14 protein-coding genes are annotated in these 17486 nt (G+C 62.0%); 9 read left to right on the top strand and 5 right to left on the bottom strand.

The window, feature by feature from the left end:
* Positions 1–3 precede the first annotated feature (3 nt).
* Both dnaN and dnaA read right to left on the bottom strand, forming a co-directional pair.
* The gene (gene dnaN / locus ABNU97_RS09405) at positions 4–1104 is read right to left on the bottom strand and encodes a DNA polymerase III subunit beta (protein WP_348766478.1); all 1101 of its coding nucleotides are present in this window, start codon (positions 1102–1104) and stop codon (positions 4–6) included.
* A gap of 252 nt (positions 1105–1356) precedes the next feature.
* A complete protein-coding gene (dnaA, locus tag ABNU97_RS09410; RefSeq protein ID WP_348766489.1) occupies positions 1357–2670 on the bottom strand; it encodes a chromosomal replication initiator protein DnaA in 1314 nt (437 codons plus the stop codon).
* A gap of 177 nt (positions 2671–2847) precedes the next feature.
* On the opposite strand from dnaA, the gene rpmH reads away from it, so the two are divergent.
* The 5 genes from rpmH (at position 2848) to ABNU97_RS09435 (ending at position 8750) form a co-directional block, all read left to right on the top strand.
* A complete protein-coding gene (gene rpmH / locus ABNU97_RS09415; RefSeq protein ID WP_006914433.1) occupies positions 2848–2982 on the top strand; it encodes a 50S ribosomal protein L34 in 135 nt (44 codons plus the stop codon).
* 416 nt (positions 2983–3398) lie between these two features.
* On the top strand, positions 3399–5147 hold the full coding sequence (gene yidC / locus ABNU97_RS09420; protein ID WP_348766479.1) for a membrane protein insertase YidC: 1749 nt from the start codon (positions 3399–3401) through the stop codon (positions 5145–5147).
* A 10-nt stretch (positions 5148–5157) separates the two neighbouring features.
* On the top strand, positions 5158–6516 hold the full coding sequence (gene mnmE / locus ABNU97_RS09425; RefSeq protein ID WP_348766480.1) for a tRNA uridine-5-carboxymethylaminomethyl(34) synthesis GTPase MnmE: 1359 nt from the start codon (positions 5158–5160) through the stop codon (positions 6514–6516).
* 77 nt (positions 6517–6593) lie between these two features.
* Positions 6594–8177, top strand: coding sequence for an FMN-binding glutamate synthase family protein (locus ABNU97_RS09430; protein WP_348766481.1), 1584 nt, complete (start codon positions 6594–6596; stop codon positions 8175–8177).
* Between the two features lie 171 nt (positions 8178–8348).
* Positions 8349–8750 carry an ectoine synthase gene (locus ABNU97_RS09435; RefSeq protein WP_006914437.1) on the top strand — a complete coding sequence of 134 codons (402 nt, stop codon included), beginning with the start codon at positions 8349–8351 and terminating at the stop codon, positions 8748–8750.
* Positions 8751–8761: 11 nt separating this feature from the next.
* Here the strand turns inward: ABNU97_RS09435 and ABNU97_RS09440 are convergent, their stop codons facing one another.
* Positions 8762–9550 carry a glutaminyl-peptide cyclotransferase gene (locus ABNU97_RS09440; protein WP_348766482.1) on the bottom strand — a complete coding sequence of 263 codons (789 nt, stop codon included), beginning with the start codon at positions 9548–9550 and terminating at the stop codon, positions 8762–8764.
* 115 nt (positions 9551–9665) lie between these two features.
* On the opposite strand from ABNU97_RS09440, the gene ABNU97_RS09445 reads away from it, so the two are divergent.
* Both ABNU97_RS09445 and ABNU97_RS09450 read left to right on the top strand, forming a co-directional pair.
* Positions 9666–10526 (top strand): formate/nitrite transporter family protein, encoded by an 861-nt coding sequence (locus ABNU97_RS09445; RefSeq protein WP_348766483.1) that lies wholly within the window; start codon positions 9666–9668, stop codon positions 10524–10526.
* A gap of 76 nt (positions 10527–10602) precedes the next feature.
* Positions 10603–10809 carry a CsbD family protein gene (locus ABNU97_RS09450; RefSeq protein WP_348766484.1) on the top strand — a complete coding sequence of 69 codons (207 nt, stop codon included), beginning with the start codon at positions 10603–10605 and terminating at the stop codon, positions 10807–10809.
* A 73-nt stretch (positions 10810–10882) separates the two neighbouring features.
* On the opposite strand, the gene ABNU97_RS09455 is transcribed toward ABNU97_RS09450, so the two are convergent.
* Together ABNU97_RS09455 and ABNU97_RS09460 are read right to left on the bottom strand one after the other, a co-directional pair.
* The gene (locus ABNU97_RS09455) at positions 10883–11566 is read right to left on the bottom strand and encodes a gamma-glutamyl-gamma-aminobutyrate hydrolase family protein (protein WP_348766485.1); all 684 of its coding nucleotides are present in this window, start codon (positions 11564–11566) and stop codon (positions 10883–10885) included.
* 8 nt (positions 11567–11574) lie between these two features.
* Positions 11575–12582 carry an amidoligase family protein gene (locus tag ABNU97_RS09460; RefSeq protein WP_348766486.1) on the bottom strand — a complete coding sequence of 336 codons (1008 nt, stop codon included), beginning with the start codon at positions 12580–12582 and terminating at the stop codon, positions 11575–11577.
* A 141-nt stretch (positions 12583–12723) separates the two neighbouring features.
* Between ABNU97_RS09460 and aceE the strand changes: the two genes are divergently transcribed.
* The gene (gene aceE / locus ABNU97_RS09465) at positions 12724–15414 is read left to right on the top strand and encodes a pyruvate dehydrogenase (acetyl-transferring), homodimeric type (protein WP_348766487.1); all 2691 of its coding nucleotides are present in this window, start codon (positions 12724–12726) and stop codon (positions 15412–15414) included.
* 84 nt (positions 15415–15498) lie between these two features.
* Complete coding sequence (locus tag ABNU97_RS09470; protein WP_348766488.1) at positions 15499–17295, top strand: dihydrolipoyllysine-residue acetyltransferase; 1797 nt, start codon at positions 15499–15501, stop codon at positions 17293–17295.
* The last annotated feature ends 191 nt before the right edge of the window (positions 17296–17486 follow it).

Consider the following 17486-nt stretch of genomic DNA (forward strand, 5'->3'; position numbering starts at 1 on the left):
AATCTATAACCGCATCGGCATAACGACATACCGGGTGGCCGGGTCGTTCACGCTCTGCAACAATCCGCTGCTATCGGGCCCGGAAAGGGACAGCGTGAATTCTCCGCTGTCCATTGCACCGAGCGCTTCCAGCAAATAGTTGACGTTGAAACCGATTTCAATGGGGTCGTGATTGTAAGTGACCTGGATTTCGTCTTCGGCTTCTTCGCGTTCCACGTTCTGAGCTTGGAGGCGAAGGCTATGTTCGCTCAGTGCAAGCCGAACCCCGCCGAACTTTTCGTTAGACAGGATTGCAGTGCGTGACAACGCCTGACGAATCGTGTCGCGATCGGCATGCATTTGCTTGTCTGCCTGCTCAGGAATTACGCGCTCATAGTCGGGGAACCGACCGTCGATAAGCTTGGTGGTGAACACCAAGCCCGGTAGCTGTAGACGCAAGTGCTTGGACGACAGTTGCAGGTTGATCTCTGCTTCGCTGGAATCCAACAGACGCACCAGCTCCGTGATCGCCTTACGCGGCACGATGGCCTGGATGGGTTCGTCGATTTCGATATTCAGCGGCGTATCGCTCAACGCCAGGCGATGGCCATCGGTTGCGACACAGCGAGCCCGTTCGGTTCGCAGTGCAAGCAGTAGGCCGTTCAGGTAATAGCGAACGTCCTGGTGGGCCATCGCAAAGTGGGTGCGATCAAGAAGTCCCTTGAGCAACCGTTCGGGAATGGATATCTGCTGCCCGGTTTCCACTTCGTCGAGATAGGGCCAGTCCTGTGCCGCCATCGTCGAGAGCGTAAACCGTGAGCGGCCGGATTGGACACGGGTTTGCTGAGCGTCGTGCTCCAGGGTTATTTCCGCGTCGTCCGGAAGTCCGCGACATATATCCAGCAGTTTTCGTGCAGGGATTGCTGCAGCACCCGGTTGGCCAATGACCGCCGGAGTGTCGGTAATCAACTCCAATTCCAGATCGGTTGCCGTTATTACGATTCGGTCGTTTTCGGCCTTGATGAGCACGTTCGACAGAATCGGCATTGTCTGGCGGCGTTCGACTACGCCGATGACGGTTTGAAGGGCAGAGAGCAAATCCTTGCGCTGCACCGTGAATTGCATGGCGGTCTCCCGAAGCAGTCGGCCTTGTTGTCTTTTAAGGCTTAAAAAAAGTTAGTAGTAGTAGTAACTACGGTGGCTCTATTCTGTTGAAAACCGATTAAATCTTATTTAAATCAGTTTCTTACGTTCATAGCAACCCTGTAGCAAACAGGGCTGGAAGATTGTTGTTTGCATGTGGACAAAGTGTGCGCCGATTCGCTTACCCGACGACGGCGATCGCTTGCTCGGCGTTTACTACCAGCTTATCCACAACTAGCTTGTGAGTATTCGGCTCAAGTTGGCGTAGTCCTCCTCGGTCCGCGCATCGGTCTCGCGTAGTTCCTTGACCTTGCGACAGGCATGCAGGACGGTCGTATGATCGCGTCCACCGAAGCCTTGTCCGATTTCGGGAAGGCTGTGGTTGGTGAGCTCCTTGGCGAGCGCCATCGCGATCTGGCGAGGTCGGGCGACCGAGCGGGTACGTTTTTTGCCCAGCAGGTCGGCGAGCCGCATCTTGTAATACTCGGCGACGGTGCGTTGAATATTTTCCAGGGTGACCAGCCGGTCGTAGACCGCCAGCATGTCGTGGAGCGCCTGTTTGGCGAAGTCCACGGTGATGGGCGTGCCGGTGATCTGTGCCGAGGCCTTGAGTCGGTGTAATGCACCTTCGAGGTCGCGTACGTTGGAGCGAACACGCTTGGCGATGAAGAACGCGACTTCCTGCGGCAAGGTAATGCCGTGGTAGTCAGCCTTGGAAAGCATGATGGCGACGCGGGTCTCCAGCTCCGGCGGCTCCACGGCCACCGACAGACCCCAGGAGAAACGCGACTTGAGCCGGTCTTCCAGACCTTCGACTTCCTTTGGAAAGCGGTCGCAGGTGATCACGATTCGCTGGTTCGATTCCAGCAAGGAATTGAAGGTGTGAAAGAACTCTTCCTGGGAGCGATCCTTGTTGGCGAAGAACTGGATATCGTCGATCAGCAAGGCATCGAGCGAGCGGTAATGGGCCTTGAACTTATCCATGCGGTTGTGGCGGATCGCGGTGATCATTTCGTTGACGAAATGCTCTGAACGCACGTAAGCCACCTTGGCGCGCGGATTGCTGTCGAGCAGCCGGTTGCCCACGCTTTGCATGAGATGGGTCTTGCCCAGGCCGACACCGCCATAAATCAGCAGCGGGTTGTAGGCGATATTGTCGGGGTTGGCCGCCTGTTCCGCCGCGGCGCGGGCGATCTGGTTCGACTTGCCTTGCACGAAGCTTTCGAACGTATACCGACTATCCAGGTTATGGCGCGAAGTCGGTGCCGGTGCCGGCGCTTCGCTGGCCGCTGCCTTGGGCTTGCGTCCGCCGCCGACAAGCACGCGAATGCGCTTGGGTACGGCGCCCAGGTGGTTCAGCGCATTGGCGATCGGGGTGCGTAGCTCCCGTTCGACCTGATCGCGCACCACCTCGTTGGGTGCCATCAGGTCCAGGCCTTCATCGGTGAACTCGGCCTCAAGCGGTCGCAGCCAGAGGTTGATGTCCTTTTCGGGCAGTCTCGCCTCGATATGCGTCAGACAGCGTTGCCAGAGCGTGTCAGCCAAAATTCCGTTACTCCGTAGCGAAAAGAGCGCGGCCGGGGGCCGGCGCTGGCGCCTTACCCTAGCGTACGGGCCACAAGTTATCCACAGCATTTTACAGGCTTGCATGCGGGGTGGCAGACGACTAGAATCCGCGCTCTTTACCGTGAAGTGCGTCCTGCGCGGCGCGAGAACGAGACCGTCATGAAACGAACTTATCAGCCGAGCAACCTGCACCGTAAGCGCACGCATGGCTTTCGTGCCCGTATGGCCACCAAGAACGGTCGCGCCGTACTGTCCGCACGTCGTGCCAAGGGCCGTAAGCGCCTGACGCCGTAAGGAAAGCCCGTGCCCCGGGCCGCGTTTCCCGCGACAGCGCGCCTGAGGCAATCGGCACAATTCCGTGCCGTGTTCGCAAACGGACGCAAGTTCGTCAGTCCGGGATTCGTGGTCATTGCCGCCGCAAGTTCTGCCGGCCAGCCGAGGCTGGGTCTGGCGCTGGCGAAGCGACGTATCGCGCACGCCGTCGAGCGCAATCGCATTAAACGGGTGCTTCGAGAGTCGTTTCGGTTGCACCGACCGGACTTGGCCGCAGTCGATGTTGTCGTACTCGCTCGCAGCCGCACGTCCACGATGAGCAACGCCGCGCTGTTCGAGCAGCTAGAAGCGCTCTGGCCTCAACTAGGCCGTATGGTCACGTCGTCGCAGACTCGCTCTTCAAGCGATAGCCGTTAACCGAAGGACATTAGCCGCGCATGGAAAATATTCGCTTCGGACTGCTCTGCGCTGTCGCCGTCATCTGCTTTTTCCTGTACCAGGCGTGGCAGAACGACTATGCGCCTACCCAGGCGGACGCGACGTCGGCCAACAACCAGACCACGGCCCAGCAGGACTATGCCTCGGACGAAGATGACGTCCCGGCGTTGGATTCCGCGCCCACCGCCGATAGCGACGGCGGTCCCGAACAGCGCGGGCCGCAGGCCAGCGCCGACGAACGCGGTGCCGACAGTGCCCCGGTGGTCAGCCAGGCAGACCAGATCCACGTAGTCACAGACAAGCTCGATGTGATCATCGATACCCGCGGCGGCGATCTGCGCAAGGTCGAGCTTCGCGGCGTGCCCGTGTCTTCGGAACAGCCGGACACCAACCTGCGCCTGATCAACGACAGCGCGCCCAACTTCTTCATCGCCCAGAGCGGGCTCGTGGCCGCCGGGGCGAAGGCGCCGGATCATCGTTCGCGCTACCAGTCCGAGCGCAAGGAATACGAGCTGGCCGACGGCGAGGACAGCATCGACGTTCCGTTGACCTGGACCAACGACGCCGGCCACGAAGTCACCAAGGTCTATACCTTCAACCGTGACAGCTACCGCATCGGGCTGCGCCACGAAGTAGCCAACAACGCCAGCGATGACTGGAAAGTCTCCCAGTACGTGCGGTTCTGGCGCGCGCCCTACGAAATTACCGGGGACGTACCCTTTGCCCAGGCGTTTTTCGGCGTGGGCTGGTACAACCGCAAGGACGGCGGCGAAAGCTATAGCTACAAGACCGAAAGCCACGAGGACCTGGGCGAGAACCCGCTCGAGCTGACCCAGCAGGGCGGCTGGGTGGCCATGATTCAGCACTATTTCATCGGCGCGGCCATCCCGCCGCCGGATGCAAAGGTGCGCTTTTTCGGCCAGCCCAAAGCCGTGCCGAATGCCGCGGGCGGGTTCGCGACCGGCTTCATCGGTGCCCAGCAGTCGATTGCCGCCGGCACGCAGAGCACGCTCGAGGCCACGCTTTTCGTCGGCCCCAAGCTGCAAGACCAGCTCGATGCCGTGGCGCCCGGACTGGGCCTGACCGTCGACTACGGCTGGCTGACCGTGCTCGCCAAACCGATCTTCTGGGTGCTGGAGCACCTGCATGCCCTGGTTGGCAACTGGGGCGTGGCGATCATCCTGCTGACGTTCCTGATCAAGCTGGTGTTCTACAAGCTGTCGGAAACGCAGTACCGAGCGATGGCCCGCATGCGCAAATTCGCGCCGCGCATGCAGCAGCTCAAGGAGCAGTACGGCGACGATCGCCAGAAGCTCCAGGCCAAGATGATGGAGCTCTACAAGAAAGAGGGCTTCAATCCGCTGGCAGGCTGCTGGCCCATGCTCGTCCAGATGCCGGTGTTCATTTCGCTGTACTGGGTACTGCGTGAATCGGTGGAACTGCGCCACGCGCCGTTCATGCTCTGGATTCAGGACCTGTCCGCGCCGGATCCGTACTACATCCTGCCGGTGGTCTTCGGCCTGACCATGTTCCTGCAGCAAAAGCTGACCGCGAACGTGACCATGGATCCGATGCAGCAGCGCATCATGCAGATCATGCCCGTGGGTCTGGCGGTGTTCTTCGCCTTCTTCCCGGCCGGTCTGGTGCTCTACTGGTGCACCAACAACATGCTGTCGATCGCCCAGCAGTGGTATATCTACCGCAAGCTCGATGCCGAAGGCCTGGGGCACAAGGCCGCTAACAGCTGATCGATAAGCGATGACGGGCACGCCCGGCGATACGATCGCCGCGCTGGCCAGCGGCGCGGGCCGCGCGGGCGTGGCGGTGGTTCGTGTTTCCGGACCGAAGGTACCCCAGATCGCCGAGGCCGTGATCGGCGGATTGCCGAGCGCAAGACAGGCCCGTCTCTGCGCCTTTGTCGACGGCGATGGCGTGGCCATCGATCGCGGCGTGGCAGTCTATTTCGCCGCGCCGGCCTCGTTCACCGGCGAGCATGTGCTTGAACTGCAGGGCCATGGCAGCCCCGTGCTGGTCGATATGCTGCTTACGCGGCTGCTCGAGCTGGGCGTACGCCTGGCCGAACCGGGCGAGTTCTCGCGCCGTGCCTTTCTCAACGACAAGCTCAGCCTCGATCAGGCCGAGGCGATCGCCGACGCCATCGAAGCCGGCAGCAGCGCCGCCGCGCGTGCGGCCATGCGGTCTCTGGAGGGGATGTTCTCGCGCGAGATCGACGCGCTGGTTGCGGCCCTCGTCGAGCTGCGGGTGTATACCGAAGGCGCGATAGACTTTCCCGACGAAGACGACGTGGATTTTCTCGGCGACGGCGAGATCGAGCGCCGGCTTGCCGCGATCCAGGAGCGCCTGGCCGAGCTGCGCACCCAGGCGGCCCAAGGCGCAAGCTTGCGCGAAGGTCTGCGGCTGGTCATTCTCGGCTCGCCCAACGTCGGCAAATCCAGCCTGCTGAATCGTCTGGCGCGTCGCGATACCGCTATCGTGACCGATATCGCCGGTACGACCCGCGATGTGCTCCACGAACAGCTGTCCATCGATGGGCTGCCGCTGACCCTTGTGGACACGGCCGGTCTGCGTGAGACGGACGACCCGATCGAAGCCGAAGGCGTACGCCGCGCCAAGGCCGAAATCCGGCATGCGGACCGGGTGCTGCTGGTGATCGACGACCGACACGGCCTGGGGCCCGACGAACAGGCCGTGCTCGCCGAGGTCGACGCACGATGCCCGGTGACGGTTATCGCGAACAAGGTCGATCTCAGCGCGGGCCCTAGCGGCGTGCGCGCTGCGCTTGGCCACGACACGATCGCGGTTTCGGCGACCACCGGTGCCGGCTTCGATGCGTTGGCGGCCCATCTCAAACAGGCCGCCGGGATGAACGACGATGCAACGCCGGCCTTCGTGGCCCGGCGTCGGCATCTGGACGCGCTCGCGAGAGCCGCCGAGGCGCTTCAGATTGGGCACGAGCGGCTCGTAGTCGATGCGGCCGGCGAACTGCTGGCCGAAGAGCTGCGCACGGCACAGAACGCCCTGGGCGAGATCACCGGCACGTTCACCAGCGACGACCTGCTGGGCGCCATCTTTTCGAGCTTCTGTATCGGCAAGTGACCCGTAAGTAGCCGCCCTTATTGAGCTGCGTATCGTGGCAATGCATGCTGCATGCACAATCCCCACGAGCGCCCCCCATGTTCGGCTATCCGCGGCTCATCTATGCCGGCTTTGTTCTACTCACGATTGCACTCGGCGTGGTGCTGGCGCTTTGGTGGCCGATCGGCCTGTGGCCGTGGCTTCTGCTCGTCGCGCTGGTGATTGTTGGCGCGCTGGACCTGCGCTCACGCCATAACGTGCTGCGCAATTTTCCCGTGGTCGGTCACCTGCGCTACATGCTGGAGTTCCTGCGCCCGGAGCTGCGCCAGTACTTCTTCGAGTCCGAAACCAGCGGTCGGCCCTTCAACCGCGAACAGCGCGAAATCGTCTACAAGCGCAGCGCCGGCGCGGGCGATACCTCGCCGTTCGGCACCATGCGCGACTTCGAGGATGCCGGCTTCAATTTCGCACAGCATTCGATGGCGCCCAAGGACGTGGACAAACGCCATGCCCGGCTGATGATCGGCGGCTCGCAGTGTCGCCAGCCCTATGATTCCTCACGCCTGAATATTTCCGCGATGAGCTTCGGCTCGCTATCGGGCAACGCGGTGGCCGCAATGAACCGCGGTGCGGCGCTGGGCAACTTCGCCCAGGACACCGGCGAAGGCGCGATCAGCGACTATCACCGCGAACACGGGGGTGATCTGATCTGGGAGGTGGCATCGGCCTATTTCGGTTGTCGGACCAAGGAGGGTCGCTTCGATGACGCGGAGTTCGCGAAAAAGGCCAATACCGATCAGGTCAAGATGCTCGAGATCAAGATATCCCAGGGCGCCAAGCCCGGTCACGGCGGTCTGCTGCCCGGTTCGAAGGTCACCGAGGAAATCGCCCGCGTGCGCGAGATCGAGGTCGGTAAGGACTGTGCCTCGCCGGCATCTCATCCCGAATTCGATACCCCGCGGGGCCTGCTCGAGTTCGTTGATCGGCTGCGCCAGCTCACCCACGGCAAGCCGGTGGGCTTCAAGCTCTGTCTGGGCCGTCAGGATGAATTCATGGGCATCTGCAAGGCGATGCTCGAAACCGGCATCTACCCCGATTTCATCACCGTCGACGGGGCCGAGGGCGGAACTGGGGCCGCGCCGACCGAGTTCCAGGATTCGCTGGGCACCTTTATCAACGAGGCCCTGCCGTTCGTCGACAACTGCCTGCGGGGCATCGGCCTGCGCGACGAGATCCGCATCATCGCCAGCGGCAAGGTGGTGATGGGCTTCGATATGGTGGTCAAGATCGCCCTCGGTGCCGATATGTGCAACGCCGCCCGGCCGTTCATGTTCTCGGTGGGCTGTATCCAGGCGCGCCGTTGTCATACCGATACCTGCCCGACCGGCGTGGCCACCCAGAATCCGCGTCGCGCGGCGGCTATCGACGTACTGGGCAAATCGTTGGCCGTGCGTAATTTTCACGACGCCACGATCGGTTCGTTTCTGGATATTACCGGCGCCATGGGCTGTTCCACGCCGGATGCGCTCACTCGCTCGCTGATCCATCACCGGCCGGAACACGGCCCGGCGCGTACGTTCGCCGAGGTCCATCCGACCGTCAAAAGCGGCGCGTTTCTCAACGGCGACGTGCCCGAAGGCTATATCAGTGCCTGGGCCCGGGCCAGCGCGGACGCGTTTTAGGGCATGTCGTCATCAAATATGGCGCCATGCCCTAGCGCCATCGCGTAGAACGCCGGCGTACGTACTTGGGCGGATTCTTTGCGCTTTGCGACATCGTTACCGTGTGCCCCCTTTCAAACGCCTGGTCTGGCCGCTTGCGGCTGATTGGGCGGTTTAACCAGGAGTACCGCGATGATCGTACGAGATCATGAAGACGCCGAGAAAACGGCCGTCGACGAAGAAAAGTTCATCAGCCGCCGCTATACGCTGCGCGCCGACGGCATGGGGCATTCGTTTCACGAAACCTATGTCAAGCCCGGCTGTGCGCTGCATATGTGGTACAAAAATCACAAGGAAACAGTGATTTGTATCGAGGGCGAAGGCCAGATCGAGGATCTCACCGAGGGCGGTAAATGGGATCTCAAGCCCGGCGTGCTCTATGCGCTGGACAAACACCAGCAGCATATCCTCTCCAGCGAGAAGGGCATGACTGTGCTGTGCTGCTTCTCGCCGTCACTGGTGGGGCCGGAAGATCACGACGAACAGGGTAGCTATGCCCTGCTCGACGACGACGGCAGCGTGCTGCAGCGCTAGGCGCCTTTGCATCAATCTAGCGTCGGCGGGATGTCAGGCGGCTGCGCAACCGTGAATATCTTCGGCCAGTATTTGCCGGTGAGATAGATACGCCCGCTGTCGGCGTCCCAGGCGATGCCGTTGAGTACGTTGGCCCCGTCTGCCGCGGGGCCGAGTGCCGTACGCAGCGGGCTGGCGTCCAGCCATGCCAGCACGGCCCCGCTGTCCGGGTCGATGCGCGCAATTCGGTCCGAATACCAGATATTGGCCCAGATTTCGCCGTCGACGTATTCCAGCTCGTTGAGCTTGTCCACGGCTCGCCCGCCGTCATGCACATCGATACGACGGACCACGCTGAAGTCGCTCGGTTCGAGCACGCGCAGCGTGGCGCTGCCATCGCTCATGATCAACCGCCGGCCGTCGTAGGTCAGGCCCCAGCCTTCGCCGTCATAGCGGCGCGTGCCGATCTGCTCGAAGCTGTGAATATCGAATACGAACGCGCGGCCCGACCGCCAGGTCAGCCAGAACAGCTGATCGCCCACGCGTGCCAGCCCTTCACCGAAATACCGATCGGGCAGCCGGAGCTCACGTGTCACCGTGTTGCTTGCCGGTTCCACCTGTCTGAGTCGAGACTGGCCGTACTGGCCTGTACTCTCGTACAACGCGTCGTCGTAATACAGCAGGCCCTGGGTGAATGCGGACGTATCGTGCGCAAACTCGGCGCCGATGGCGGCCGTGTGCGTGTCGGCCGGTTGAGCCGAGCAGGCGCACGACAGCAGTACCGCGAGCGTGACCGCCAGAAAGCAAAAAAAACGACGCATTCCCGGATGATATGGCGCACAATTCAATCGCGCCAGCCTGTCTCGGCGATACCGTTGTGCGCTTCGCACAGCGTCTGACATTGATGATTGACCACCGCTAGGGAAGACGCCAAGCATGGCCGAACAAGAACACACCGAACACGATCTCGACTCCAGTCAGAAGCGCGACGCCCGCCGTCGCGAAGCGCCGAGCGCGGCCGTGGTCTATGAAGCCATCCGGCGCGAAGCCGAATCCGAACTCACCCGTCCGTTGCCGGGGCTGGCGTTCTCGGGGCTGGCCGCCGGTCTGTCCATGGGGTTTTCGTTCATCGCCCAGGCCCTGCTCTATAGCTATACGCCGGAATCGGCCTGGCGCCCGATCATCGCCAGTTTCGGGTATTCGATCGGCTTTCTGTTCGTCATTCTCGGCCGCCAGCAGCTGTTTACCGAAAACACGCTCACGCCGGTGCTGGAAGTACTGCGCGTACGCCAGCTCTCGACCGTGCTGCGTACGATGAACCTCTGGGTCATGGTGCTGATCGCGAACATGGTCGGCACCGCGATTTTCGCGTTCATGATGTCGCACTTCGATGTACTCGATCCCAAGATCAACGGTGCCCTGGCATCGATCGCCGCCAAGGAGTACGAAAACGGCTTCGCCACCATGTTCGTGCGTGCCATATTCGCTGGCTGGCTGGTCGCGCTCATGCTCTGGCTGCTGCCGTTTGCCGAAACCGCGCGCGTGGGCGTGATCATTCTCGTGACCTATGTGATCGGCCTGGCCCATTTCCCGCACATCATCGCCGGTTCGGTCGCTGCCCTTTACGGCGTGTTTACCGGCGGGCACGGGTTGATGGAGTTTTTCGGCGTGTTCTTCGTGCCGACCATTCTCGGCAACGTGCTCGGTGGCGTCGCCATGGTGGCCGCGGTGAACTATGCCCAGGTGGCTTATAGCGATTCCGAGCGCGACGACAGCGACGTCGACAAGGGCGATTGACAACCTTCACATCGTTGGCTGGCAAAGTTTTCCCAATACGGTATAGTCAGTTCACCACTCAAACGGAAAATCTGTCATGGCAGAATCCGACGATAAATGGGAAGGCCGCTGGGATCGTGTGAAGGGCAAGGCCCGCGAGCACTTCGGCCGTCTCACCGACGACGAAGTTGAAGAGACCAAGGGCAAACGCCAGAACATGCTGGGCAAGATCCAGGAGAAGTACGGCGAGACCAAGGAAAAAGCCGAAGAGATGCTCAAGGAATTCGAGAGCAAATATCTCTAACGCCATGGCGTTTGAATGGGCCGCCCCACGGGGCGGCCTTTTTTATGCGCGGCGTCGGCTTTTCAGCGGCGAACTAGCCGCCATCGCGACGCAAACGACAGGCCGCGACCAGCGCACGAAACAGCCGGCGCTGTGCGCCCTGGTAGCACAGATACTCCGGATGCCATTGCACGCCGACCACGAAATCCGGGCGTCGTGCTTCGATTGCCTGTACAAAGCCATCGGCGTCGCGGGCGGTGGCCGCGATGCCCTCGCCCAGGGCCAACACTGCCTGGTGATGCAGGCTGTTCACCCGTAGCCGGCGCGCACTGAAAATCGCCGCCAGGCGCGATCGCCGTTTAATGGCGACGGGTTTGCACGACAGTATGTTCACCCGGTTTGAGGTGGCGCGGCGCAGCTTGCTGATATCGCTGTACAGCGTGCCGCCGGCGGCGACGTTGATCAGCTGTGCGCCCCGGCAGATGCCCAGTACCGGTTTGTTGTCGGCCAACGCCTTTTCGATGGCTGCCAGTTCGAAGGCGTCGCGGGCGCGGTCGGCGGTGTTGTCGTAGGCCGCGCTGGCACCGTAGAGATCGGTGGCGATATCGTCACCGCCGCCAATCAGCAGGCCGTCGATGGGTGCGGGCATGGGGTGACGCGGCGTGGCGCGCACCGCGCGCCCGCCGGCCAGGGCGATGGCAAGCCATGCAGCCCACCAGCCCGGCGCCCAGCGGCTGGCCTTGCCGGTGACGGCGATTATGGGGCGAAGGCGCGCCATGGCCGCGCTCAGCGCTGCAGGTACTGTTCGAACACATCACTCCAGCGGCCGAACCAGTCGCCAAACGGCCGGTCCAGGGTATCGCAGTAGTCGGCACAGATCTGTTCGAGACGCTCGGGATCCGCTGCGAGTTCCTCGATTACCAGCCAGTGGTCCCAGGCCGGCCGCAGGTCCCATCCGGGGCGTTCGATTTCGCAGTTGGGCAGGCGATAATGCAGCGTCGGCCGGGCCTTGATCAGCCCGTCGGAAACGGCGTCGCGCACGCGCGGCTCGTCGAGATGGGCGAATACGGGCAGCATGTCGAGCGCGCGGTTACGGCTGGCGTTCTCGGCAAGATAGTCGTCGATAAGCTGATCGCGCGTAGGCGCGTATGCCGGATCGCAGATCTGGCGGACATAGGCCTTCGTGTAAGGCTGGATATACGGAAATACGCGGCGGCTGATATCGATTTCGCTCACCCGCTTGAGCCAATCGAAGGCCACCGCGAAGGCACGCATATAGCCCAGCAGCGTGTCGGTTTCCAGATCGGGCAGTTCCGGGTTCAGGTGCAGGCCGAAGGCGTAGATCGCCGACTGGCTGGTACCGCGGGCGCCGGCTTCGCGCAGGGCCGCGATCAGCGCGTTGACGGCATGCAGTTCGCTGATGGCAATCGGCGGGCCGACAATCTCGAAAGGCACCACCCGCTTGGCGACTGCGCCGAGCATGTCTTCGGATACGCGTTCGATCTCGTCGAGCAGGCCGGGCTGGCTTTCACGCCGACCGCGTTCCTTGAGGAAGGCGTAGTCGAGTTCTAGGGCGAAGTCGCCCAGGGGTGTGTTCGCTACCGTGTATTCGTACGCGCTGTGCGGGCGGATTTCGCCGCCGAGCGTACGCCTTACGATCTCGCTTATCCGCTCGATCGACAGGCCGGTAAACTCAAGTTCCACGCCGACACGGCGTTCACCGTTCGATGCCGTATGGCGGCGTGATGGCAGGCGCAGCGGGGCCTGTGCCGCGGTGGCGTCGATCTTGGTCATTGTATAGTGCAATGCAGCATATTCGAGAAACGCTGAAAGCATGCCATCCATGCTTGAACACGGCCAGTTGTCTCGCCTCGAAATGCGGGCGTAATATCGGTTTCAGACTGAATTTCACCGAGCTACTTCAAGGAGCGCCTTATGGCCCAGGCGAGCCCGCATCCCGAGCACGCCGACGACGTCGAAGACGTCGATCCGCAGGAATCCGCCGAGTGGCGCGACGCGCTCGACGCCGTCATCGAGATCGAGGGGCCGGAGCGGGCCCACTATCTGCTGGAAATGCTCATCGAGCGTTCCCGCCGATCCGGGGCATATATTCCGTATTCGCCCAATACGGCCTATATCAACACCATTCCGCCGCATCTGGAAGAACGCTCGCCGGGCGATCCGGCGATCGAATGGCGCATCCGTTCGATCATCCGCTGGAATGCGATGGCCATGGTCGTACAGGCCAATCGCCACCACGAAGGCGTGGGCGGTCATATCGCCAGCTATGCCTCGGCGGCCACCCTCTACGAAGTGGGCTTCAACCACTTCTGGCATGCGCCCAGCGAAGGTCACGGCGGTGACCTGGTCTATATCCAGGGTCATTCCGCGCCGGGTATCTATGCGCGCTCCTATCTTGAAGGCCGCATTAACGAAGACCAGCTTTACAACTTCCGTGCCGAATCCACCGGCAAGGGCCTGTCGAGCTATCCGCACGCCTGGCTGATGCCCGACTACTGGCAGTTCGCGACCGTGTCGATGGGTATCGGCCCGATCAACGCGATCTACCAGGCCCGGTTCATGCGCTATATGCAGAACCGCGGCATTCAGGACAACGAAGGCCGCCATGTCTGGTGTTTCTGCGGCGACGGCGAAATGGACGAGCCCGAGTCCATGGGCGCGATCGATATCGCCGCCCGTGAAGGCCTGGATAACCTCATCTTCGTGGTCAACTGCAACCTGCAGCGCCTGGATGGCCCGGTCCGCGGCGACTCCAAGATCATCAACGAGCTCGAAGGCGCCTTCCGCGGTGCCGGCTGGAACGTGATCAAGGTGATCTGGGGCGCGCTCTGGGACGGCCTGTTGGCCCAGGACCACGACGGCAAGCTCATCGAACTGATGAACGAAACCGTCGACGGCGAATACCAGGCGTTCAAGGCCAACGGCGGCGACTACACCCGCGAGAACTTCTTCGGCAAGTATCCGGAGCTCAAGGAAATGGTCGCCTCCATGTCGGACGAGGACATTCGCCGCCTCAATCGCGGCGGCCACGATCCGCACAAGGTGTTCGCCGCCTATCACGCGGCGGTGAACCAGAAGAACGGGCGCCCGACCGTGATCCTGGCCAAGACGGTCAAGGGCTACGGCATGGGCGAGGCCGGCGAAGGCCAGAACATCACCCATCAGCAGAAGAAGATGGGCGAGGACGCGCTCAAGGAATTCCGCGACCGCTTCGAGATTCCGGTCGACGACGACAAGATCGCCGATGCGCCCTTCTACAAGCCGGACGAAGACTCCGAAGAGATCCAGTATCTCAAGGCGCGGCGCAAGGAGCTGGGCGGCTATCTGCCCCAGCGGCGTACCGAAGGCGACAAGCTCGAGATTCCCGAGCTGAGCGCTTTCGACAAGCTGCTGCAGGGCTCGGGCGATCGCGAGATGGCCACTACCATGGTGTTCACCCGCATCCTGCAGATCCTCACCCGCGACAAGAACATCAAGGACCGCGTCGTGCCGATCATCCCGGACGAGGCGCGTACCTTCGGCATGGAAGGCATGTTCCGAAGCCTGGGTATCTACTCGCCGGTGGGCCAGCTGTTCGTGCCCGAGGATTCGGACCAGCTCGCCTTCTACAAGGAATCGGTCAAGGGCCAGATCCTCGAAGAAGGCATCACCGAAGCCGGGGCCATGTCATCGTTCATGGCGGCGGCTACGGCCTATTCGAATCACGGCAAGACGATGATCCCGTTCTATGCCTTCTATTCGATGTTCGGCTTCCAGCGCGTGGGCGACTTCTGCTGGGCGGCCGGCGACATGCGTGCCCGCGGTTTCCTGCTGGGCGGCACCGCCGGGCGTACCACGATCAACGGCGAAGGCCTGCAGCATCAGGACGGCCATTCGCACGTGCTGTTCGACTGCGTGCCCAACTGTCGTGCCTATGATCCGACCTTCTCCTACGAGATGGCGGTGATCATGCATCGGGGCCTGGTAGAGATGTTCGAAGAACAGCGCGACGTCTACTACTACCTCACGATGATGAACGAAAACTATGCCCATCCGCCGATGCCGGAAGGCGTGGAAGACGACATCATCGCCGGCATGTATCAGTTCTCGCAGTCGGGCGCGGACAAGGATCTGCAGGTCAATCTGCTCGGCTCGGGCACGATCCTCAACGAAGTGATCGCCGCCGCCGACATGCTCGAAAACGAGTTCGATGTGGGCACCACGGTCTGGAGCGCGCCGAGCTTTACCCAGCTCAAGCGCGACGGCGCTTCGGTGGAGCGCTGGAACATGCTCCACCCGGAAGAAGAACCCAAGCAGAGCTTCGTGGCCAAGAAGTTCGCCGACGCCAAGGGCCCGGCCATTGCCGCCACCGACTATGTCCGTGGCCTGCCGGAAATGATTCGGCCCTATCTGCCGGTCGCCTATCACACGCTGGGCACCGACGGTTATGGCCGCTCGGACACGCGCGAAGCACTACGCGAATTCTTCGAAGTGGACCGGCGCTGGATTACCGTCTGTGCGCTCAAGGCCCTGGCCGACGAAGGCAAGATCGAACGCAAGGTCGTCGGCGAAGCCATCCGTAAATACGGCATCGACCCGGACAAGCCGGAGCCGATCACGCACTGATCGGTTTCGCGGCCGGGCAGGCAGCAACGATAGACACGGCGCAGCGGCTTGGTTCCGCTGCGCCAGCAGCCAAGGAAACGCTTTATGGCGGCGCAGGAAATCAAGGTCCCGGATATCGGCGACTTCGACTCGGTCGAAGTCATCGAGGTACTGGTATCCAAAGGCGACACGATCGAGCAGGAACAGCCGATCATCACCCTCGAATCCGACAAGGCCACGCTTGAGGTGCCTTCCACCATCGCGGGCAAGATCACCGAAATGAAGGTCTCGGAAGGCGACACCGTCTCCGAAGGCGACGTGATCGCGCTCGTGGAAGCCGCTGAAGAAGGCGATGACGATTCGGATGACGAGGGCGACGACGACGCATCCGATGAAGGCGACGACGAAGCCGATTCTGAAGAAGACGACTCGGACGCGGACGAAGACGACGCCAGCGAAGACGCCGACGAGGACGACGGCGAAGACGCCGGCGGCGAAACCGTTGAGGTGAAAGTCCCCGATATCGGCGATTTCGACTCGGTCGAAGTCATCGAAGTACTGGTGTCCGAAGGCGACGAGGTCGAAGAAGAACAGCCGCTGATCACGCTGGAGTCCGACAAGGCCACGCTGGAAGTGCCCTCGTCCGCGGCCGGCAAGATCACCGAAATGAAGGTTTCGGAAGGCGATACCGTCTCCGAAGGCGATGTCATCGCGATGCTGGAAAAAGCCGGCGGCCAGTCCTCGGGCGGCGACAAGAAGCAGTCGTCCAAGCAGGACAAGGCGTCGAGCAAGAAATCCGGCGATGACGACCGCGCCAAGAAGGACGAAAAGTCCGAAAAGAAGAAAGACGACAAGGCGGACAAGAAGAAGTCCGAAGACAAGTCGTCGAAGAAAGAGCCGGCGTCGAACAAGCAGATGCCCAAGGACGACAGCGGCGATTCCTCCAAGCTCGACAACGTCGACGAAGAACGCTTCGGCAAGGCTCACGCCTCGCCGAGCGTGCGCAAGTACGCGCGTGAACTCGGCGCCGATCTCGGCCGCGTGGACGGCTCGGGCCGCAAGGGCCGGATCACCTTCGAGGACGTGCAGTCCTATGTGAAGAAGGCCCTGTCGCAGGCACAGAGCGGCGGCGGCGCATCTGCGGCGGCACCGGCCGGCGGTGGTGGCGGCGTGCCCGCCCAGCCGGATATCGATTTCAGCCAGTTCGGCGAAGTCGAAACCGTCCCGCTGGAGCGTATCCGCAAGATCTCGGCCAAGGCGGTCCACAAGAACTGGCTGCTCATTCCGCATGTCACCCAGTTCGACAACGCCGATATCACCGATCTGGAGGAATTCCGCCAGGCGAACAAGGAAAAGGCGAAGGCCGATGGGGTCAAGCTCACGCCGCTGGCCTTTTTGCTCAAGGCCTCGGCGGCCGCGCTCAAGGCCTTCCCGGACCTCAACAGTTCGCTCACGGCCGACGGCGAATCGCTGGTCCACAAGAAGTACGTGAACATCGCCGTGGCGGTGGATACACCCAACGGCCTGCTCATGCCGGTGATCAAGGATGTCGACAAGAAAGGCATCTACGAGATCGCCCGCGATCTGGACGATGTGTCCGGCCGGGCTCGCGACGGCAAGATCAAGGGCGACGACATGAAAGGCGCCTGCTTCTCGATCTCGAGTCTCGGCGGCGTCGGCGGTACCGCGTTCACGCCGATCGTGAACTCGCCCGAGGTCGGCATTCTGGGCGTGTCCAAGCACAGCTGGCAGCCGGTCTGGAACGGCAGCGAGTTCGAGCCGCGCCTGATTCTGCCGCTGTCGTTCTCCTACGATCACCGCGTGATCGACGGGGCCAAGGCGGCACGGATTACCGGCTTTATCAGCGAGAAACTCTCTGATCTTCGTACGTTGCTTCTATAGGAGGCCGCGGCCATGAGACTGCAATACGGCGTTGCCGCTCGCTTATGTAGCGTTGCTACACCGCGCTCGCGGCGCCTTGTCTTGCAGCCTCATGACTCGCGCCGGGCGATCGAGGTTTTGTCGCTTCGATCGCTCGCTTCTTGAACGCACAATCCGGCCTTTGGGCCGGTCAAGGTAGTTAAACCATGGCG

It is taken from the genome of uncultured Salinisphaera sp. (assembly GCF_964012375.1).
Taxonomy (GTDB): domain Bacteria; phylum Pseudomonadota; class Gammaproteobacteria; order Nevskiales; family Salinisphaeraceae; genus Salinisphaera.